The following is a 19,811-nucleotide window of genomic DNA, read 5'->3' as shown; positions in this document are numbered from 1 at the left end:
TGATTGATGGAGAGAAACATGCGCATTGTAGTGGGTTCGGATGACGCCGGATACGAATATAAGGAAGCACTGAAAGCAGACCTGCTGGCCAGCGGGCTAGTGAGCGAGGTGATCGATGCTGGAGTGAACGGTGGTGACCACACCGCCTACCCGCACGTGGCCGTGGCCGCAGCCCGAACCATCGCGGCCGGCCAGGCAGACCGCGCCCTGCTGATCTGCGGCACCGGACTCGGCGTAGCCATCGCCGCCAACACGGTCAAAGGCATTCGCGCGGTCACCGCGCACGACTCTTACAGCGTGGAGCGTTCGGTCCTCAGCAACGACGCCCAGGTGCTCTGCATGGGCCAGCGCGTGATCGGCCTCGAACTGGCGCGCCGCCTCGCGCGGGAGTGGCTCACGTACACCTTCGATACCGACAGCGCGAGTGCCCACAAGGTCGCCGCCATCAGCAGCTACGAAAGGGACGAATCATGAGCGTTGCGGTCCAGGAATTCGACGGAAAAGTAGCGATCATTACCGGAGCGGCGAGCGGCATCGGGAACGCGGTCGCCCACTACTTCGCCGAACGTGGAGCCCGGATCGTGGGAGTGGACCTGAACGACTCGATCACGACGGCCGTGGCCGAGCTTCCCGGCGCTGGCCACCATGCCGTGGCTCGCAACCTCACGGAGCCAGGGGCCGCCCGGGACGTGATTGCCGAGGCCGTCGCGGTCGCCGGACAAGTGCACATTCTCGTGAATTCCGCCGGTGTCGCTCTGCTCGACGCGGCGCTCGATCTGTCGGAAGAAAAATGGAACGCGACCCTCGCGGTCAACCTCACAGCGAGCTTCACGATGTCGCAGGCTGCGGGGGCAGTGATGACTGCGGCCGGTTTCGGTCGCATCGTCAACCTCGCCTCGCAGGCCAGCGTGATCGGCCTCGAACAGCACGTGGCGTACTGCGCAAGCAAGGCTGGCGTGCTCGGAATGACCCGCGTGCTGTCTATGGAATGGGCGCCGTTCGGCGTGACGGTGAACGCGGTCTCGCCGACGGTCGTTGAGACTCCGCTCGGCAAGGCAGCCTGGGCTGGAGCGAAAGGAGAAGCCATGAAAGGCCGTATCCCGGTCGGGCGCTTCGCCCGCCCTGACGAGGTAGCGGCCCTAATCGCGTACCTCGCGAGTGAGGCCGCGGCAATGGTCACTGGCGAGAACATTCTCATCGACGGCGGGTACGCCAGCATCTGATCCGGGTTGTGGGAGGCTCCGGGTATATCCCCGACGCCCGTACCCCACCACCTCAACGCCGCCAAATTCATCGACGTGGTCGTCACTTATGTCGGGTCCACACAAGCGCAGGCGCAGGCGAAGCAGGCGGAGGTCGACGCCCTCCTGCCGACCGAGCAGTCGCTCGCGCAGCTGGGAATGTTCGTGCAACACGATTGCAGCAACTGGGATTTGGATGCGCCGGTGCCGCCGCTGCCGCCGCTGGCCGGCTTCACCGGCCCAAAGGGCCGGTATGCGACCATCCTACGAATTATCCAGGCCGAGCAGCCCACGGTCAGGCAGTTGCTAGGCCGGCTCGCCGCCGGCGGTGGGCATTGCACCATGGTCGGAACGCCCGAGCAGATCGCCGACCAAATCGAGTTGTGGTTTCGTACAAGGCCCTGCAGATGGAGAATGCTGAGCTGAAAAGGGAGATCGAATTCCTGGGGAAAGTCAGCGCCTTCTCCGCCAAGATAAAAACACGAAATAGTCGTTTATCGTTGCTTCGCGGCGTCGGCGGCCATTGAGGAGAGTTTCCAAATTAGCATAGGCCAGACGGGCCTGGACAACCTCCAGGTGCGGCAATACACCGGACAACATCACCCTCTCGATGCTCGCGCACGCCTTCCTAACCGTGACCCGGTCAAAAGAGGGGTCTTCATCCAGGCGACCGCGACCTCATCGCCCTGAGCCTGCCCGAGATCAGGCACCTTCTCGTCCGTCTGAACTTCAGCCAGCCGCCGGACCCCGGACACGTCCTGAGCCGCTCACGATAGCGCCGTCGACATCAACAAACCGCGAAACGACATCACTATCGAACCCGCGGACATGCCCCATAAACGCGACTGTAGTACTAGACGCATCGTGCCATAAGGCGCGTCAGGGAAGTATCGCCAACTCATGTGCGAGGAGGTCATCGACAACGAGAATATTTACCAAACCGCCCCTGATGGCCGCGCGGACGGCCTCAGCTTTCTCTACCGAGCTTGCCACGGCGACGACGGTCTCAATCGTTGTGATTTCCGCCAAATCGAGGGACAGCACTCGTCGATTCATCGACAGGTCTATTTGCTTGCCAGCCGCATCGTAGAACCTACCGGAAATCTGGCCTACCGCGCCGCTATCCTGTGCTTCCTGAATTTCAGCGTCTGAGGCGCCGGCCCGCCGCAGAAACAAGTCCGAACTACCCATCCCGAATTGGCCGATGCCCACGATGGCGACATCACAGGCCCGGGCGGATGCGAGGGCACTGGATACTTGGGGTGATTTTGTCAGGGTCTTCGCCGTCAATTCGTCTGGGGTTATGGCGGGCGCGTTGAAGTACTGATAGCGACCGCCAAGCTTTTCGGCGAGGTTGCGCACAAGGTCGTGTCCCGAGAACCGGGAATCGATGCTCAACTCGCCCGCAATTTGGACGACCTCAACGTCGATTCTGCGGTCGAAATGGGCGCTTTCAACCATCGCCTCCATGGTACTTCCCCAGCACAAGCCCAACCTTTGTTGGTCCTTCAGGTTGATGTCGAGCCAGCTACAGCATGCCTGACCAACGGCCAGCAAACCGTGGCTTATTCGACCGACACCGGTGTTGCGGCTCGGTACAACGATGACGTCTCGAACGCCCTCGGATGAAAATTTGGAAGCAAGACGTCGCTCAAGTACGGGGTCCCTGTCAAGCGGATATGCGATTTCGAACCGAACAATGTACTGCTCCCGAGCGGCGCTCAGCATGCGTGACACGTTCGAGCGCGTGACGCCGAGGATTCGCGCGACGTCGGCCTGGGATAAGCCTTCGATGTAGTACAGAAAGGCCGCGTGAGCGAGCCGCTTTTCCCTCAACTTTGCCATGCGTCTTCCTTATTACAACCTGGTGAGTCCCAGTGTGCTCGAACGGAGCATGATTAATTATTTTAGATGCTTTCTGACGGTTTCTTGCCAATGAGCGAATCCTTCCGCGGCGTAGGCGGTGTCCTCGGAGGGGATGAAGCGATCGGAAACGCGACTCCGGTCGGCGGTTGTGGCGACAGCAGGAATGTCGATTCCGAGAGTTGCCGCTGCAGCGCGTGCAGCTCCGAACCCCGTGAGCTCACAGCTCGGTGGCCTCATCACAACGCGTCCGGTCAGGTCGGCCATTGTCTGGCACAGATAATCGTTGTTGGCTGCGCCGCCGTCAACAGACAATGCTCGATCTTGATTAGTGCCGAGGGGTGCAGCTGACACTAGTTCGAATGCCTGGTATGCCATGCTCTCAATTCCAGCCCGAAGGATGTCCGCGGGTGCGGTGTCCATGGTGAGGCCACTTATCGAAGCCCCATTTCCTTTGAGCCAGGTTGGTGCCCCCATTTCCGTAAAAGACGGTACGACCGTAACACGCCGGTTTGGCGGCATCGCGCTGCGCGTGACCTGGTCTTGGGCAGCGGATGGCAACGACAACACGCGTGTGAGCCATGTCATAGTGAAGCCAGAATGGAATGCGGACCCTTCCATCTCGTATACCGCCTCAGTCTCGTTATCCGCCCATGCTACGGAAGTCACCAAGCCCGCAGCCTCGGCGGGACGGCGTCCCAGGTTCACTCCGACGACGCACGACGTGCCGAAGGTTGCTTTAACATCGCCGACTTGAACGCAGTCATGTCCTAGTAACGATGCCTGCTGATCACCGATCATCCCCGTGATGGGAATACGTACGCCAGTGAAACGTGCATCAGTAAAACCGAAATCGGCACTTGTAGGCTTGACGAGTGGCAGCGCGGCAATTGGTATCCGCAGTGCGTCCGAAAGGTCGGGGTCCCACTGCAATGTTCGAAGATTCAACAGTTGGTAACGAGAGGCGTTCGATACATCGGTAGCATGCGTCCTCCCGCCGCTCAGGACGTAAAGGAGCCAGGCGTCGACGGTGCCGACAGCGATTTTTCCTGCCTGAGCTTGCCTCTCGAGATCCGGGTTCGCATCAAGCAACCAAGCAATTTTCGACCCGAAGAAAAATGTGTGATTGGAAAGACCGGTGCGCTCCCGAATTAGTGGAGAGAGACCGTCACTATCCCAGCGCTGCACAATGTTTTGACTCTGCTGGGACATCCACATGATGCCGTCGTGGACCGGTTGTCCTGTTTCTCGTGACCAGGCGATCGCCGTTTCCCGCATGTTGGTGATGGCCACAGAAATCGGCGTCTGGCGGCATAGTGCCAATGTGGCGCGCAACACCCGAACCGTGGCTTGGACCAAGTGCAGCGGGTCGACCTCTATAGCATCTATCCCTGATCGGGCGAGAATAATCGGCTCTGACGCACCAACCCGATGAGCTCCGGTCTCGACGTCGACTATTAAGCACCGTACGGATTGAGTACCGCAATCGATTGCAACTATCTGAGACCCGGGTACCATTGGCTTCTTCCTTGAAGATGTGTACATCGAGTCCGCGCCTCTTCTGAATGTGGAAGGGCGCGAACCCAATGATCTCAATGCTATTGATGGACTTATTCGGGGACGACGTCTCCTTCGTCCCCGATATAGGCAATCACCGTACCTGCCGTCACGATCGTGTCGGCAGGGGTGACGATCTTCAGGAGAATGCCGTCGGCGACGCATTCAACATCTAATTGCGCCTTATCCGTTTCTACACTCAGGAGTGGGTCACCCATCTCCACGGTGTCGCCTTCCTTAAAATACCATTCTTGGATGGTGGCCTCGTCACTGGTCTGTCCCAGAGCGGGCATGATAATTGCTTCCATTTCAACCTCCCACTACTAGTTCGACTCGACGGTGGTCCATGGCGAGGACCGAGCGTAGCGCGGCTTCGATGTGTTCTTTCTGCGGAAGGACAGCGGCTTCCAGAGGAGGGGAGAACGGCATCGGAATGTCCCGGCTGGCAACACGCCGCACCGGTGCCTTTAGATCCTCGTAGAGCTCATCCGAGATACGCGCGCTCACTTCGGCGCCCCAGCCGCTCGTCAAGTGCGCCTCGTGAGCGATGACGAGTCGACCGGTCCGCCTCACGCTGTCCTTGACCGTTGTCCAGTCGAACGGCGACAACCACACAGGATCGATGACCTCGATTTCGATGCCCTCTTCGGCGAACTTTTCGGCGAGCTCAAGGGCTGCGTATAGCTCCGTAAAGGTGGCGAGGATGGTTGCATCCGTCCCTCGGCGGCGAATTCGCGCCTGTCCTACCGGCAATTCGAAGTTCTCCTCGGGCACGTACGCCTTCGTGTCGATCGAGCCAGCCTCTTTGCGCTTCGCCCCGTACAGGAGCTTGTGCTCAAAGACGAGAACCGGGTCGTCATCGCGGATCGCGGCGGTGAGGGCACCCTTGGCCGTGTAGGGATCTGAGATGCAGAGCACCTTAATCCCAGGAACATGCATAAAGAAACTCTCCGGGCACTGGGCGTGCTGGGCTCCACGCTGGGAAGCGCCGACCGGGCACCTGAGCACCATGGGGATCGTGAGTTTGCCGTTTGACATGTAGCGCTGCTTGGCGGCCTCGTTCACTAGCTCGTCCATAGCCTCGAATACGAAGTCCGCGTACTGTAGATCAGGCACCGTTCGCAAGCCACCGATGGCAGCGCCGATGGCAGCGCCGATGATGGCTTTCTCGCTGATCGGCGTGTCGATCACGCGGTCGCGACCGTACTTCTCCGCGAGCCCTTGATAGACGCCGAACGCACCGCCGAAGCCTCCCGGAACGCCGACGTCCTCACCTAGAAGGATAAGGGACGGGTCGGTTTCCAGCTCGCTGTCCAGCGTCTCCCGAATCGCATCCGCGATGGAAATGACACGATCTTCGGCGCCTGGTTCCAGCGGTCCCGCTCCTTGCACCTCCTGCGGCGGATTCCCGTAGATAATATTTGGGGCTAGCGCTGTTTCGGGGTCGGGCCAGGGCGCATTCTGCGCGTACTTGAGTGCCTCCGCGATGCGCTTCTTTCCGCGAGAGGTCGCCTCTTTGACCTGTTCTTCAGTCGCAATTCCGTCCTCGACCAAGGTTGTCCCATATGTCTTGATCGGGTCCTTGGCCTGCCAGGAGGCTTCTTCTTCCTTGGTGCGATATCCTCTCGCGTCACCTCGGCTGTGGCCGACGTACCGGTACGTCAGGAATTCGAGGAGGACGGGACCCTTTCCGCTTCGGGCGGTGTCAACGGCCCGCTGTGTGGCGGCCCGAACTGCACGGATGTCCATGCCGTCGGCCTGCTCCGAGGGGATGCCATACGCCGCTCCCCTGGATGCGACGTTCACGTTTCGGGTCGTCTCATGGAACGGTGTCGACGCACCGTACATGTTGTTCTCGCACACGAATATGACTGGGAGGTTGAACGCCGCCGCATAGTTGACGCCCTCGTGGAACGCGCCTTCGTTTACCGCTCCATCGCCGAAAAAACACACGACGATATTGTCGGTCCCGCGCTGCTTGAGTGCAGTCGCAATGCCGGGTGCGAGAGTGATGCCCCCACCGACAATGGCGATGGAGGGCAAGATACCGAGGTCGGGGTCACCAAGGTGCATGGAGCCGCCACGACCCCCAAGGCATCCGGTGGCACGTCCGTAGATTTCCGCCATGCCGGCTGAGGGATCCAGGCCCTTGGCGAGTGCATGACCGTGTGGCCGGTGCGTAGAGGTGATCCAGTCCTCCTTGCGTAGGAGTGAACAAACGCCCACCGCGACAGCTTCCTGCCCTTGGGACTGGTGGAGCGTTCCAGGGATTTCGCCCTGTAAGTATCGAAGATAGGCCACCTGCTCGAACTGACGAATCAGCACCATTTCTTCGAGGAGATGGAGGCTCTCGTCGAGGCTGAAGTGTTCCTGTGTCATCAGCGCGTGGCCTGTCCGGTTGAACCGAAGACGTCCATGAGTCGCTGGATCTCGCGCATGAGGGCCTGACCGGCGCGAGAGTTGACGTCTCCCTCGAATCGTGACCCGAACGCAAGGTTTGGGTCCTCGGTCGGCTGGCCGAGTTCTGCTACAAGTGCGTTGCCGAACACATACTTCAGCTTGGTGCCGACGTTGACCTTCGTGATACCGGCTGCGATGGCCTGGCGAGTCTGGTCGTCCGGCGTGCCCGATCCGCCGTGCAACACGAGGGGTACATCGACAGCGTTGCCGATCTGCTTGATCAAATCGACCTGGACAGTCGGGATGTGACTACCGGTGACGAAGTGGACGTTACCGACCGCAACCGCCAGGCAATCGACGCCGGTCTCCCGAACGAACAGCTCTGCCGCTTCCGGAGAAGTATATGAAGCGCCCGCAGCATCCAAAACTCCGTCCTTGATTTCCGCAAGGGCGCCGATTTCTCCTTCGACGGCCACGTTGACGGTATGAGAGGCCGCTACGAGGGAGGCCGTGTCGCTGAGGAGTTTCTCCTGGTCCCAACCCTGTGTGTGCATCATGACGGAGTTGAACCCAGCACCCAGGCCGCCTGCGGCTTCACGGAAGCTGTCGGCCTCATTGAAGAGAGTGGCGATCGGGACCGTGGCGCGTGCTGCCAAAGATGCCGAGATGGCACCGTAAAGTTCGATGCCCCCTGACTGGAGCCAGTCATGATTCGAGGACAATCCTCCGATTCCGATAATGACGGGTGATCCGTTTGCCTCGGCGGCCGCGACCGTGGCTTCGAGGCTGTAGACGTCCCAGGATTCGAAGTAACCGACGGCGTACTTCTTTTTGCCTGCGTGGCTCAGGAGCTCAGGGAGGGGTACTAGTGGCATGCGAATTTCTCCAATTTCTTCGTTGATTCTTGGGTTATGCAGTTGGATCGGTGAATAAGTTTTCGTAGGCGGCGGGGCGTCTAAGTTGGATCCAGGTCCGGTAATCGTTCAGTTCGTGCTCGGTGCGTTCGTCGCTCCATCCGAATTCCGCGGACGCGAGTTCCGCGACGTGGGTGATGGAGTCGAGGCCTGCGTCGTTGTTCCAGGACAAGAGCAGTCGGCGAGCGACGATGTCTGTCAGGGTCAGCGCGAACTCATCCCGGATTGCGAAAATCACTTCGGCCGAGACGCTGTCCGGATTGCCTGGCAGGGGACGTGCCCACTCGTCATTGGATTTCGCCAGATTCTCCACCTTCGTCGCGCGCACACCATAGAGTCCGAGGAGGCGCCGTGCAGTGCTAACGGGAAGTGAAGTGCTGCTGAGGAATAGTCTTTCGAATTCGGGCCAGTCGACGCATCTCGCGCCGGGCAGTTTCAGCCTCCGAGTGCTCGTTGCTCGCCTGACTAACGTCCGCGGGCTAGCGATCAGGTTTTGCGCCTTGGGTCGGCGTGCGAGCTTTTCTAATTGTGAAATGACCATCTCGCCGAGAGCCCGATGCGTTGTTAACTTGCCCCCGGTGATGCTAAAGAGGTTTTTCGCGGTCGGGTGGGGGACCAGGTGATGGCTGCGACTTACCTGCGCTGCGGATCGAGCCTTGGGTGTATAGGGAAGGGGTCGAACGCCGGAAACACTGTGGAGCACATCGGCAGTAGTGAGGTGGGCTTCCGGGATGAGCTGGTTGACCTCGTTGATCAGATACGTGATCTCGGCATCCGACATGACTGCTGCGCCAGGATCGCCGTCGAAGAATAGGTCTGTTGCGCCAACGAGGAGGTTTCCCCCGGGTAACGGGAGGATGAGAATGGCGCGGCCGTCGCTCGCCGCCTCGAAATGGACACCCGTCTCTGGCGCCCCGGGGAATGGACCTACGGTGAAGTGCGATCCCTTCGTTCCGCCGATGAGGCGAGGGCTGACCGCAGGAGACAGACCGAGAACGAGGTCCACCCAGGGTCCCGCGGCATTGACGACGACGCCGGCGTGCTGGGTGATCATCCGCCCGGAGAGGGTGTCTCGGAGGGTGATTTCCACACCAGTCTCGGTCGAATGGAGGCTGGTCACCCGGCAGTGATTATGCACCGACCCGCCGAGGCCGAAGATATCTATGGCCTGCTCAATGCACAGACGCTCTGTATTCGCTGCTTGAGCGTCGTAGTAAAGCGCGGCTCCCGACAGGTCTTTCCGTTCCAGGCCTGGATAGGCCTGCTCGACCTGCTTCTTCGAAAACTCCTTGTGGAGCGGAGTGGATTTGTCGAATGACAGGAGGTCGTACAAAATCATCCCCAGCCGAAGCGTGAGAGCGTGGCGCTTGTTGTGCCGGTAGAAAGGAATTAGGAGCGCAAACGGCTTGACCAAGTGGGGCGCTGTGTATAGAAGCCGCTCACGCTCCTTCAGCGACTCGCGCACCAGGTGAAATTCTAAATTCTCCAGGTACCTGATGCCGCCGTGTACCATTCGGCTCGATGCCCCTGACGTTCCGGCGCCGAAATCCTCCGCGTCGACGACGGCCGAAGACCATCCGCGAACTTGCGCTTCCCTGGCTATTGCCAGTCCGTTTACCCCTCCGCCAATAACGAGAATATCGACAGCGTCCGCTTCCACGCCTTCGTGTTTCTCACAATTGTGCACGTTCTCACATATGTGATTCATACCATGTAGTATGACCGAGAAGGAAGGTGCTGTCAACGCGGATCGTGCCCCACTTGGGGACACACTGGACGCCAGATCTTCGCCCGGTTCGATTGCGAGACGACTTGTATGATTACCCACCGTGAGCTGCGCCCATTCGCGCCCAACGATGCTGTTGCCAATAAGTGCAATGCCCATTGCGGGACAACGCTCAAAGGTGGCGCGGGCCTCTGGGCGAAATGGCTCAATTGGGTTTCTCGCTCGCCTTTCGACGAATGGGCTATACAGCCGCGACCGCGACGGTTGCGAATCACGCGCGGAAAAGTGATATCGATGAATTCGGCAAGCACCAGATCAGGCACGCGCCGAACTTCCCAATATGCCCTTTGAAAAGCAAAGAAGGTTTTCATGAACTTACATTTCGACGTCCTCGTCCTCGGCGCAGGCCCCGGCGGGTACACCGCGGCTGTACGATCCGCGCAGCTGGGAAAACGTGTAGCGATTGTTGAAGAACACATGTGGGGCGGCGTGTGTCTCAACGTTGGCTGCATTCCATCAAAATCCCTCATCCATAGTGCGCAGGTCGTTCGGACGGTTAGGGAAGCTGGGGCGTATGGGATCACCATCGCCGGCGACGTCACCTATGACTACGGGGCGGCCTTCACGCGCAGCCGCTCCGTCGCCGACGGGCGCGTCAAAGGCATCCATTTCCTCATGAAAAAGAACGACATCACGGAGTTCGAAGCGCACGGGGCCTTTCTCGACGCACATTCGATGGCGCTGACCTATAGCGACGGACGGATTGACACGCTGACGTTCGATGCCGCCATCATCGCCACGGGTGCGCTGACCCGACTCCTGCCTGATACTGCTCTCTCCGACCGCGTCGTTACTTATAAGGAGCAGATACTTGGTGAGAGGCTGCCCAGTAGCATCATCATCGCGGGAGCAGGAGCCATCGGAGTCGAGTTCGCCTACATTCTGAACAGCTACGGCGTCGACGTCACCTTGGTCGAGTACGCCGACAGAATCGTGCCCCTTGAAGACATCGACGTATCGAAGGAGCTGACGAAGCGATACAAGAAACTTGGCATCAAGATCCACACGGCTTCGAAAGTCACAAAAGTGGAGGACAACGGCGAAGCGGTCAGGGTCGAGCTGGCCACTGCCAAGGGCCTGGAGGTGCTCTCAGCCGACAAGCTCCTCCAAGCAATTGGGTTCAGACCTCGAGTGCTCGGCTTCGGTCTTGAACAGGCCGGTGTAAAACTGACGGGCTCCGGGGCCATCGCCGTCGACGACGACATGCGTACCAACGTCCCCCACATCACTGCCATAGGTGACGTAACAGCGAAACTCATGCTTGCACACGTGGCCGAGGCAATGGGACTCGTCGCGGCCGCCACCCTCGCCGGCAAGCCCGCGATTAAGGCGCTGGACTACAACATGATGCCGAGAGCCACCCACTCTCAGCCCCAGATCGCTAGCTTCGGTTTGACCGAAGAGCATGCTAGGGCTGAAGGCCTAACTGTGGAAGCCACCGTTTTCCCTTTCCTGGCGAACGCCAAGGCACATGCTATCAATGACGCCGGCGGCTTCGTGAAGCTACTAACGGATGTCTCCGATCTGTCCATCATTGGCGCACACCTCATCGGGCCGGAAGTAACTGAGCTGTTGCCCGAACTGACCCTTGCCCAACTCGAAGGACTGAGCGTGCGCAAGATCGCCCGTAACGTCCATGCACACCCCACTCTCAGCGAAGCCGTCAAGGAGGCGCTGCACGGCGCCGCCGGCCGAATGATCAATCTCTAAATGCAACCGACATCGAAAGAGGAATCACTATGACTGTTTCAGACCAAGGAACTACAGTTGCCCTGCGGGGCATTCGTCGCGCTGCCGCCCGGCAGATGACGGCAGCGTGGGAGGCGCCCGCTTTTCACCTCAATGTGGAAGTGGACATGACTCACGCTCTGACCGTGAAATCAGTGTTTCCAACCTCCACGGTGACTGATCTGCTCATTGGTGTGTGCACTAGGGCACTGTCCGAGCACCCCGGAATCAATGCGCACTATTCGGAAAACGGCATTACAACGTTCGACGACATCAGCATCGGGATTGCAGTCGCGACCGAGGCCGGCCTTACCGTACCCAACTTGCACCGTCTCGCAACCCTTACGATCACTGAAATTGCGGTCCTACGACGAGAAGTGGTCGAGCGCGCGCGCGCACGACACTTGACCATGGCTGATGTCTCCGGCGGGACGTTTACCATTTCTAACCTTGGGATGCTGGGAATCGATCGTTTCGATGCCATCCTCAATGTGCCGCAGGTAGCGATCCTGGCTGTTGGCTCGACCCGACAGCGCTATGTCCTGCGCGACGGTAGGGGAGAATGGCGTCCGATTGCCGACCTCACCCTGACGTGTGACCACCGCGCTGTCGACGGTGCAGCGGGCGCGGCATTCCTTGCCCGCATCAAGGAACTCCTTGAAGGTCCAGTTAGCGACTCTTGAACTGCATGAAGCGAGCAGCCCGCGCCCGCGTCGGCTTGCGCGAATTTTCGTTTGACTAGGACCTTATTGCTTGTGGTCGGACATACCCACGCATAACCAGGCAGCTGGTTTTTTGTTGACATCGAAACCCGCGTCTATTAACGTGTAATCACAAACGTGAGTTGGATCACATATGTGATCCAAAGCTTTTGTCTCTCCGTTCACAAGGCCGTAGCGGAGACCTAGCCTGATGAGGGGTCGGCCGCGAGGCGCGCCTGATAAGGCACAACTGATCTGAATGTGAGTATCCAATGATGAACTCTCGGCATTTTGATGTGGGTAACATGCCCGCCACTATCCGCCGCGCGATGACCTCCAACATCGGGCGTCGTGAGTTTCTTTTGGGTGCCGCCGCAGTGGGGTCGGTTGCGGCACTGACAGCATGTAGCGCGCCTCTCGGCTCTGGGACGAAGTCGCCGGGTGCAGCAGCGGGCGGGTTCGCCATGGCCTCTGTCCCTACCCTCACGAACGAGTACTTCACGCTGTGGAAAATCGGTGGCACGGAGGCGGCCAAAGCTCTCGGTCTGGATTACCGGATGCAGAGTTACGAAGGATCAGCAGCAACCCAGATCGATCAGCTCCGCTCAGCTGGTGCTGCGGGTGCAAGCCAGGTTGTGACGTTCCCAATAAATAACGACGCTGTCCGCCAAATGGGTGAAATCTTGGCGGGTCAGAATATCTCCATGGCTACCTCATTCTCTGCCACGCCGTGGATGGTGCCTTCGGAACCCGGCTTTGACAACATGTACGCGACACTGTTCACACCTCGGGAAGTTCTCGGACAAAAGGCGCTGAGCGTGGCAGTCTTCAAGGCCATTGGCGGTTCGGGCAACGTCGTCTACATCCAGGGCGCGCCTACGAACCGAACGTCGAGCGCCCGAGAGATGGGCTTCGACCTGGCCGTGGCGGAGTTCCCTGGAATCACTGTCCTAGCCAAGCAGGATGGCAAGGAGAACGGCCAAGACACCCGGCCCGTCGTCCAGACGATGCTGTCGCGCTTCGGCAACATCGACGCGATCATCTGCCACAACTCGTCGTCCGCGCTAGGAGCAGTCTCGGTGCTTGAGGAAAAGGGCAACGATCACGTCAAAGTCGGCGGTACTGACGAGCAGGCAGCCATTCTCGACAAGCTGATCCAGGGCCCAAACGTCGTCGCCGTCCAGTCCATCTTCGGCACGTGGCTCGGTGGATACATGGTCGTTCGGAACTATGACCTCGCGAACGGGATCGAGTACGATCCCGTCGAGGAAATGATCTTCCAGGACTCCCTCGTCATTGACACACAGGCGTCTGCTGAGGAATACAAGAAGACCGCATCCGCGTCCACGTCGGGATTCGACTGGAAGAACATGTCCCGCCATCTCAATCCGGACAGCTGGGACACTCAGGTCGCGCTTGAACCCGTCGACCCGACCGCCTTCTTCGAGGGAGATCTCGACACACCGCGTCCGGCCGGCTTCAGCTATCCCGAGTCCCTCCAGAAGTCCTTGGACGACGGCGGGATCGCTAAGTACACCGAACTATATGCGCAGCACGCCAAGACGAACCCTTATGCCACCGCGATCGCCCTGACCACGACGGGGACCACCGTGTTCGGATCGCTGAGATAACCGTGGAGTCGTCGTCACCGATCCTTCGATTAGACAGCGTCAGTAAATCGTTCAATGGCGTCAAGGCCTTAAACTCTGTTTCTCTGCACTTGGAACTGGGCGAGGTCTTGGGGCTCGCAGGCCATAATGGGGCCGGCAAGTCGACGCTGCTCAATATCCTGTCCGGGGTTTTCACCGCGGATGCGGGAAACATGGTTTTGGGCGGAAAAAAATTCAGGCCGAACGGCTACGCAGACGCAAATTCTGCGGGAGTCTTCCGGATCTATCAGGAACTGTCCGTCATCGAGAACCTAACTGTCGCGGAAAACCTGACACTGGGAACAGAGAAATACATCCGCCGCTTTGGTTTGATCACGCCGAAAAGAACCGTCAAGACCGCGAAGGCGTTCCTCGAAGAGTTCGGACTCGGCGACTTAGACGCAAAGCGCGGGGTCGACAAACTCACGATGGCGGAACGGCAGCTGCTAGAGATCGCCAAGGCCTTATACATGGCCCGTTTAGGAAAGATCGAAAAACCGGTCCTGCTCCTCGACGAGCCCACCAGCGGCTTGACGCAGAACCAGGTCGATTTTCTCGAAGAACACGTCAACAGGCTGCGTCAACATACGGCAATCATCCTCACGACACACCGAGGCAGTGAACTGCTCGAATGGAGCGACCGGATTGTGGTACTTCGGGATGGGCGCGTAGTCGGCGAACCGGACCCCAAAAGGACATCGCCGGAGCAGCTCGCTGAACTCATGGTCGGCGACGCGGTCATCAGCCAGCACGAGCGGCGAAACGATGTGGTCCGAAGCCAGTCGCCGGTGCTCAAAATGACGGATCTAACAGTGTCCGGTGTCGATAAACCCTTCAACCTCGACATCTACCCTGGAGAGGTCGTTGCACTCATCGGGGAATCGGAGGAAAAGACTCAAATTGCCCGATGCCTGGCCGGTCTCGAAAGTCCCATCTCTGGCACAGCGACCCTGGGCGGCACGAAGATACCGTCCTCCGTCCGTGGATCGCTGAAGGCAGGCGTCCGCTTCGTCCCGGCCGACCGAGGAGGTGAGGGATTGGCCCTTCTGCAGTCCGTGCAATCGAACCTCTCCCTCTGCGCCATTGCTGCCGAAAATCGCCGTGACCTCGCACGCAGCCCAAAGGCGGAAAAGAGTTTCGTTACTGGCCTCGTGACGAAGTACAACGTCAAGGTCGCCAGTCTTGAGCAGCCCTCCGGATCGCTCTCGGGCGGCAACCAACAGAAGTTGCTCGTCGCCCGGGCCATGACCGATGCCGCACGCGTGATCGTACTCGACAAGCCGACCCGCGGTATCGACGTGCACGCCAAGTCAGAAATTTTTCGGCTCATTGTTGAAGCGTCGGCTCGGGGTGTAGCCGTCATCGTCGCCAGCGACGAACCCGAAGAACTTATGCCGATTTGCGATCGCGTCATCGCGTTCCGAAATGGACAGATTAGCGCGCAATTTGATTGTCGGACCGGCGCGGAACCGAGCCTCACTGAACTCGCCGCAGCAATCTCTTAATTCACAAAGGACGAATAAATATGAGCATAGATCGCCCGGTAGGGCCTCCAGACTCCACCGTAACCACGGTGGCACCTGCCCCGAGCTTCACCCCTATGCCTCTACGGATTACGAGTGCGACGGCAAAGCATGACCGCCTGCAAACCGTGTTCCTTGTCGCGGCGTTGCTGATCCTTCCAATCTTCTTTACGTTCCTCAATCCTCAGTATCTGTCGCCGGGGAACCTCGACAGTATGATGAGGCAAACATCCGTCTTGCTTCTCGTGGTCGCCGCAGGTACGGCTCCGATTCTCATGGGTTCGATCGACCTCTCTGTCGGGGCCATCGTGTCGCTCTGCGCCGTGTGTGCCGCGCTTCTGGCCCACTCTTTCGGACAAGCCGCCGTGCTAATAGCGCTTCCTCTTGGGCTGCTCATTGGCCTTCTTAACGGCGTCATCATTTCCTATATCAAGCTACCCTCGTTCTTGGTCACCTTGGGAACGTCGTTTGCGTTTGCGGGGATCGCACTTCTCGTTTCCGGTGGCTTCCCTGTCCAGCTTGTCAGCGGCCCGTTGAGTGCGTTTTTTCAGAGGAGCCTTTTTGGCATAATTCCTCTCCCACTCATTTACGCCTTGATCCTCTGGGCGCTATTAATAGTGTTCCTCCGCCGTACGGCTACCGGACGTTTCATTTATGCCATCGGAGGGAACGAACGGGCGGCTAAAGTCAACGGCGTCAACGTTCGCTGGGTAAAGGCAGTGGCATTCGGTGCCGGCGGTTTGTGCTGTGCCCTCGCCGGTATCCTCGTGCTGTTCTCCACGACCGCCGCGACGCCAGACATCGGCAACTCGTTCCTGCTCCCCTCGATCGCTGCGATCGTGATGGGCGGTACGCCCCTCTCGGGTGGTCAAGGAGGTGCTGCCAGAGGTCTCGTCGGCACTCTCATCTTGGTAGAACTCACGAATGGGATGCTAATCATCGGCCTCCCGCCGGCAGCCCAGCAGATCGTCCAGGGACTCGTCGTCATCCTGGCGGTGCTTCTAACGTTCAACCGGCGCAGTGTCGCAATCGTCAAATAGGCCAGCCCCATGTCGCACATCCACAAGGGAGTCGCGGGCGTGAGGCAATCTGCTTACCCCATTTAGGAGGAAATTAATGGCCGTCACGCATTTGCTCGGCATCGATTTCGGGACCGGAGGCGCAAAAGCCTGTGTCGTTGATGACCAGGGCCGTGTGCTCGCGTACGCGTACCGTGAATACCCCATTCTTCATCCACGGCCTGGCTGGTCGGAACACGACCCCGAGACCTATTGGCGTGTCACCCGCGAGATCGTCGAACAGGTGCTCCGCGAATCGCAGTGTCTGGCTCACGAGATTGCCGGAATCGCCGTCTCCAGTGCCCTGCCGTCCATGGTCCTGGTCGACGGCGACGGCAACCCCGTCGCGCCCGCCACCAATCTCATGGACCGACGCGCTCTCGAAGAGGTCAACATCATCCGGGACGTCGTCGGAGAGTCCACGATCGAGCAAGTCACCGCGAATCGCATCGAGGACCATCCAAACTTAGTCAATCTCTATTGGTATAAGCGGAATAGGCCACAGATCTACAGGCGGGTGTACAAGGCCCTCACGATCGACGGTTTCATCGTATCCCGACTAACTGGGCGTTTTAGCCTCAATAGCAGTTCGGCCATTTTCTATGGAGTGGCATTCGATATCCGCACAGGCATTTTTCGGGAAGACATCCTCGACAAGCTGGGAATAGACCCAGCCATCCTGCCAACTGTATTCGATCCGACCGATCCTGTCGGGGGAATAACGGCCGATGCCGCGCACATGACCGGGCTTAATATTGGAACACCCGTCGTCGCCGGGCAAGTGGACTGCAACGCCGGGTGGATAGCTGGAGGTGCAATCGAGCCGGGGGATATGCAGTTGAACCTGGGAACCAGTGGCGTTCTGGGAGTGGTGCATCAAAACACGGACTTCTTGAAATCTCCGGATGGACTCCGAATGGTCAACATCCCCTATACAACTTCGCCGAGGGATACGTTCTCGGCCGTGGCAGTCACCACCACGGGTGGTCAGGCACTTAGATATCTGAGGGACACTTTCGGTGGTGGAGAAGTCGACGTCGAACGCCAGCTGCACGTCAGCGCTTACGATCTCATCACCCTTCAAGCGCGCGATATACCACCTGGCAGCGATGGTTTGTTGGTCCTGCCTTATCTCATGGGTGAGCGATCTCCGATCTGGGATACCTCAGCTCGGGGCGTCATGTTCGGCCTTTCGCTGCATCACCACCGTGGCCACGTCTTCAGGGCGTTCCTCGAGGGTGTCGCCTATGCGCTGTATGACTCTTACTCCGTGCTTCAGCGCACCGGCTTGAAGATGACATATCCCCTCATATTTAACGAGGGCGGGGCAAAAAGCGAGGTGTGGCGTCGGATTATCACCGATGTTTTCGGCGTGCCGACGGCCCTTCTCAAGGGACGCACGGGGGCTCCGCTTGGCGACGCCATTCTGGCGGGAGTCGGCGTAGGAGTCTTCAAAGACTTCACTGTGGCGAAGGAGTGGTCTCGCTACGGGGAGCATCTCGAGCCCGATGCGCAAAACCACGAACTGTATATGGAGTACTTCCAGCTTTACAAGGACGTCTATTCCAACCTGGAGGGCAATTTTAAGGACCTTCAGGCAATCGTGCGACGAAACAACACCTGAACAATTCAGCCGCAGCACGATGCACCAATTAACGAATCCCACTCGCAATCCCGCGCTGACCAAAAGGAAACGTACCATGACCGCACCAGTATTCAGTCTTCAGAACCGCGTTGCTGTAGTGACCGGCGCAAGTAGTGGGATTGGGCGCGCGATCGCCCGAGGGATTGCAAGCTCGGGGGCGTCGGTTGGCTGCATCGACCTTGAGGGCAGCGACCTGGACGGCGTCGTTGCTGAGATAAGAAATGCTGGTGGCAAGGCGCAGGCGGCACCTACGAACGTTACGAATCCGACCGGGATGGCTGCAAGCCTCGCTATAGTCGAAGACGCCCTGGGGCCATTAACGCTCGCCGTCAACGCGGCTGGAATCGCAAATGCAGCACCAGCAGACGTCATGTCGCTCGCACAATGGCAAGAAGTCATCAATGTCGATCTGACCGGCGTCTTCGTGTCGTGTCAAGCGGAGGCTCAGGCCATGCTCCGAAACGGTGGTGGGGCGATCGTAAACATCGCTTCGATGTCGGCCACGATAGCAAATCGGGGGCTCTACCAGGCCCACTATAACGCCGCGAAAGCCGGAGTCGTGCAGTTGGGCAAGAGCTTGGCGTGGGAATGGGCCGACAGAGGCATCCGAGTCAATAGCGTCAGCCCCGGTTATACCTATACACCCATGACCAAAAGACCGGAACAGGCGCATGCGATGACCGGTTACGCAGCGGATACGCCTTTGGGCAGGAATGCTCAGCCTGAAGACATAGTTGGACCCGTTGTGTTTCTTCTCAGCGAAGCAGCGTCATTCGTGACCGGAATAGATCTTCTAGTCGATGGCGGGTTCGTCATCTGGTGACCGACCTTTCTTGACCTTGACGCGAAACTTCGTCCTACCTGCCGCTGCCTTTCAGCGCGTGGATTTGGCCGAGCAGAGCAGTTTATATAATCAGCGACCTTTCGGGTTGGCACTTGCTGCCCATTCTCGCCGTCATTGCACTTCTTTTCGACGCACCAAAGCCCTATAGCTGATGACCTCTACGGTGAAAGGCTACGGTCAAACATTTGGGCTAAGGACTCGACGAAGCTCACCGACTGGTCCCATAACTGGCTATTCAAGTGGTCCCATGAACCTGGTAGAAAACCGCCTACGGTGGTCCCAACGCCCAGCAGAAAATTAGCATCGAGAGCCCCCAAGTGTCGGTGGCCATGACAAGCTGGGCGTTTTCTAGCCATCGTCGCAACACACGGTCAAATGTGGGCTAGTTCTTTGAGCCTATCGAAGTGCGTTTGCGATGGTTCCCAATTGCGTAATTCGCGGGGGCGGGCGTTGATCTTGGCGGCGACCTCAGCCAATCGTTCGGGGCTGTGGAGGTCCAGGTTAGTGCCCTTGGGGAAGTACTGGCGAATGAGTCCGTTGGTGTTCTCGTTGGAACCTCGTTGCCACGGTGAATGTGCGTCGCAGAAGTAGACGGGGATCGTCGTTTCTTCCTTGAACTGCTGGTATTCGGCCATCTCCGATCCTTGATCCCAAGTCAGCGTTTTCCTGAGGTGCGCTGGTAGGGCGGACATCGCCGTGCCGACCCGTTCGCGGACGGTTGCTGCTCGTGCTTGCCGCCCAGGTGCACGAGCATGAGGAAGCCGCTGGTGCGTTCCACGAGCGTGGCAATGGCCGAGCGGTTGAACGCCACGCAGACGAGGTCTCCTTCCTTACGATGTTGTGAGTGTCGGAGGCGGAGTAATGTTCCGGCAACCCTCGGGCGATGGGTATGGCTGAGGTCT

Annotated in this window: 15 protein-coding genes and 2 pseudogenes; 10 read left to right on the top strand and 7 right to left on the bottom strand. The window is 59.0% G+C overall.

Annotated features, from left to right (window positions below; all coding sequences use genetic code 11):
- Positions 1 to 6: 6 nt before the first annotated feature.
- The 3 genes and pseudogenes from CXY72_RS01340 to CXY72_RS01330 form a co-directional block, all read left to right on the top strand.
- Positions 7 to 474, top strand: coding sequence for a ribose-5-phosphate isomerase (locus CXY72_RS01340; RefSeq protein ID WP_104125935.1), 468 nt, complete (start codon positions 7 to 9; stop codon positions 472 to 474).
- On the top strand, positions 471 to 1,223 hold the full coding sequence (locus CXY72_RS01335; RefSeq protein WP_104125934.1) for a GolD/DthD family dehydrogenase: 753 nt from the start codon (positions 471 to 473) through the stop codon (positions 1,221 to 1,223). Before CXY72_RS01340 ends, CXY72_RS01335 begins: the two co-directional genes overlap by 4 nt.
- Before the next feature lie 78 nt (positions 1,224 to 1,301).
- Positions 1,302 to 1,628 (top strand): annotated as a pseudogene (locus CXY72_RS01330) (LLM class flavin-dependent oxidoreductase); the annotation flags it as partial.
- A 492-nt stretch (positions 1,629 to 2,120) separates the two neighbouring features.
- Here the strand turns inward: CXY72_RS01330 and CXY72_RS01325 are convergent.
- From CXY72_RS01325 to CXY72_RS01300, 6 genes are all read right to left on the bottom strand, one after another.
- Positions 2,121 to 3,086, bottom strand: coding sequence for a sugar-binding transcriptional regulator (locus CXY72_RS01325; protein ID WP_104125933.1), 966 nt, complete (start codon positions 3,084 to 3,086; stop codon positions 2,121 to 2,123).
- A gap of 57 nt (positions 3,087 to 3,143) precedes the next feature.
- Positions 3,144 to 4,622, bottom strand: a complete 1,479-nt coding sequence (locus CXY72_RS01320) for an FGGY family carbohydrate kinase (protein ID WP_158252429.1) — start codon at positions 4,620 to 4,622, stop codon at positions 3,144 to 3,146.
- A gap of 92 nt (positions 4,623 to 4,714) precedes the next feature.
- A complete protein-coding gene (locus CXY72_RS01315) occupies positions 4,715 to 4,969 on the bottom strand; it encodes a biotin/lipoyl-containing protein (RefSeq protein WP_104125931.1) in 255 nt (84 codons plus the stop codon).
- A gap of 1 nt (position 4,970) precedes the next feature.
- The gene (locus CXY72_RS01310; RefSeq protein ID WP_233197589.1) at positions 4,971 to 6,989 is read right to left on the bottom strand and encodes a thiamine pyrophosphate-dependent enzyme; all 2,019 of its coding nucleotides are present in this window, start codon (positions 6,987 to 6,989) and stop codon (positions 4,971 to 4,973) included.
- Between the two features lie 50 nt (positions 6,990 to 7,039).
- Positions 7,040 to 7,936 (bottom strand): class II fructose-bisphosphate aldolase, encoded by an 897-nt coding sequence (locus CXY72_RS01305; protein WP_104125929.1) that lies wholly within the window; start codon positions 7,934 to 7,936, stop codon positions 7,040 to 7,042.
- A gap of 34 nt (positions 7,937 to 7,970) precedes the next feature.
- A complete protein-coding gene (locus tag CXY72_RS01300; RefSeq protein WP_158252428.1) occupies positions 7,971 to 9,683 on the bottom strand; it encodes a glycerol-3-phosphate dehydrogenase/oxidase in 1,713 nt (570 codons plus the stop codon).
- A gap of 387 nt (positions 9,684 to 10,070) precedes the next feature.
- Here CXY72_RS01300 and lpdA point away from each other — a divergent pair, with 387 nt between their 5' ends.
- The 7 genes from lpdA (at position 10,071) to CXY72_RS01265 (ending at position 18,888) form a co-directional block, all read left to right on the top strand.
- A complete protein-coding gene (lpdA, locus tag CXY72_RS01295; RefSeq protein ID WP_104125927.1) occupies positions 10,071 to 11,471 on the top strand; it encodes a dihydrolipoyl dehydrogenase in 1,401 nt (466 codons plus the stop codon).
- A 29-nt stretch (positions 11,472 to 11,500) separates the two neighbouring features.
- Positions 11,501 to 12,172 (top strand): 2-oxo acid dehydrogenase subunit E2, encoded by a 672-nt coding sequence (locus tag CXY72_RS01290; RefSeq protein WP_104125926.1) that lies wholly within the window; start codon positions 11,501 to 11,503, stop codon positions 12,170 to 12,172.
- Between the two features lie 323 nt (positions 12,173 to 12,495).
- A complete protein-coding gene (locus CXY72_RS01285) occupies positions 12,496 to 13,821 on the top strand; it encodes a sugar ABC transporter substrate-binding protein (RefSeq protein WP_158252427.1) in 1,326 nt (441 codons plus the stop codon).
- 2 nt (positions 13,822 to 13,823) lie between these two features.
- Entirely contained in the window at positions 13,824 to 15,344 is a 1,521-nt protein-coding gene (locus CXY72_RS01280) for a sugar ABC transporter ATP-binding protein (RefSeq protein ID WP_104125924.1), read from the top strand.
- A gap of 146 nt (positions 15,345 to 15,490) precedes the next feature.
- Entirely contained in the window at positions 15,491 to 16,402 is a 912-nt protein-coding gene (locus tag CXY72_RS01275; protein WP_158252425.1) for an ABC transporter permease, read from the top strand.
- Positions 16,403 to 16,478: 76 nt separating this feature from the next.
- Positions 16,479 to 18,044 carry an FGGY-family carbohydrate kinase gene (locus CXY72_RS01270; RefSeq protein WP_104125922.1) on the top strand — a complete coding sequence of 522 codons (1,566 nt, stop codon included), beginning with the start codon at positions 16,479 to 16,481 and terminating at the stop codon, positions 18,042 to 18,044.
- Positions 18,045 to 18,120: 76 nt separating this feature from the next.
- The gene (locus tag CXY72_RS01265; RefSeq protein WP_104125921.1) at positions 18,121 to 18,888 is read left to right on the top strand and encodes an SDR family oxidoreductase; all 768 of its coding nucleotides are present in this window, start codon (positions 18,121 to 18,123) and stop codon (positions 18,886 to 18,888) included.
- A gap of 392 nt (positions 18,889 to 19,280) precedes the next feature.
- On the opposite strand, the pseudogene CXY72_RS01260 reads toward CXY72_RS01265, so the two are convergent.
- Positions 19,281 to 19,738, bottom strand: a pseudogene (locus CXY72_RS01260) (IS30 family transposase); the annotation flags it as partial.
- Positions 19,739 to 19,811: the final 73 nt, after the last annotated feature.

The organism is Cryobacterium sp. Y57 (assembly GCF_002929505.1).
Taxonomy (GTDB): domain Bacteria; phylum Actinomycetota; class Actinomycetes; order Actinomycetales; family Microbacteriaceae; genus Cryobacterium.
The sequence above is the reverse complement of the archived record's forward strand: the minus strand, read 5'-3'. Positions and strand labels throughout refer to the sequence as shown.

Bases quoted from the DNA above. Each gene is read 5' to 3' on its own strand.
- CXY72_RS01340 (WP_104125935.1), top strand. From the start codon at position 7: ATGGAGAGAAACATGCGCATTGTAGTGGGTTCGGATGACGCCGGATAC.
- CXY72_RS01335 (WP_104125934.1), top strand. From the start codon at position 471: ATGAGCGTTGCGGTCCAGGAATTCGACGGAAAAGTAGCGATCATTACC.
- CXY72_RS01325 (WP_104125933.1), bottom strand. From the start codon at position 3,086: ATGGCAAAGTTGAGGGAAAAGCGGCTCGCTCACGCGGCCTTTCTGTAC.
- CXY72_RS01320 (WP_158252429.1), bottom strand. From the start codon at position 4,622: ATGGTACCCGGGTCTCAGATAGTTGCAATCGATTGCGGTACTCAATCC.
- CXY72_RS01315 (WP_104125931.1), bottom strand. From the start codon at position 4,969: ATGGAAGCAATTATCATGCCCGCTCTGGGACAGACCAGTGACGAGGCC.
- CXY72_RS01310 (WP_233197589.1), bottom strand. From the start codon at position 6,989: ATGGTGCTGATTCGTCAGTTCGAGCAGGTGGCCTATCTTCGATACTTA.
- CXY72_RS01305 (WP_104125929.1), bottom strand. From the start codon at position 7,936: ATGCCACTAGTACCCCTCCCTGAGCTCCTGAGCCACGCAGGCAAAAAG.
- CXY72_RS01300 (WP_158252428.1), bottom strand. From the start codon at position 9,683: ATGAATCACATATGTGAGAACGTGCACAATTGTGAGAAACACGAAGGC.
- lpdA (WP_104125927.1), top strand. From the start codon at position 10,071: ATGAACTTACATTTCGACGTCCTCGTCCTCGGCGCAGGCCCCGGCGGG.
- CXY72_RS01290 (WP_104125926.1), top strand. From the start codon at position 11,501: ATGACTGTTTCAGACCAAGGAACTACAGTTGCCCTGCGGGGCATTCGT.
- CXY72_RS01285 (WP_158252427.1), top strand. From the start codon at position 12,496: ATGCCCGCCACTATCCGCCGCGCGATGACCTCCAACATCGGGCGTCGT.
- CXY72_RS01270 (WP_104125922.1), top strand. From the start codon at position 16,479: ATGGCCGTCACGCATTTGCTCGGCATCGATTTCGGGACCGGAGGCGCA.
- CXY72_RS01265 (WP_104125921.1), top strand. From the start codon at position 18,121: ATGACCGCACCAGTATTCAGTCTTCAGAACCGCGTTGCTGTAGTGACC.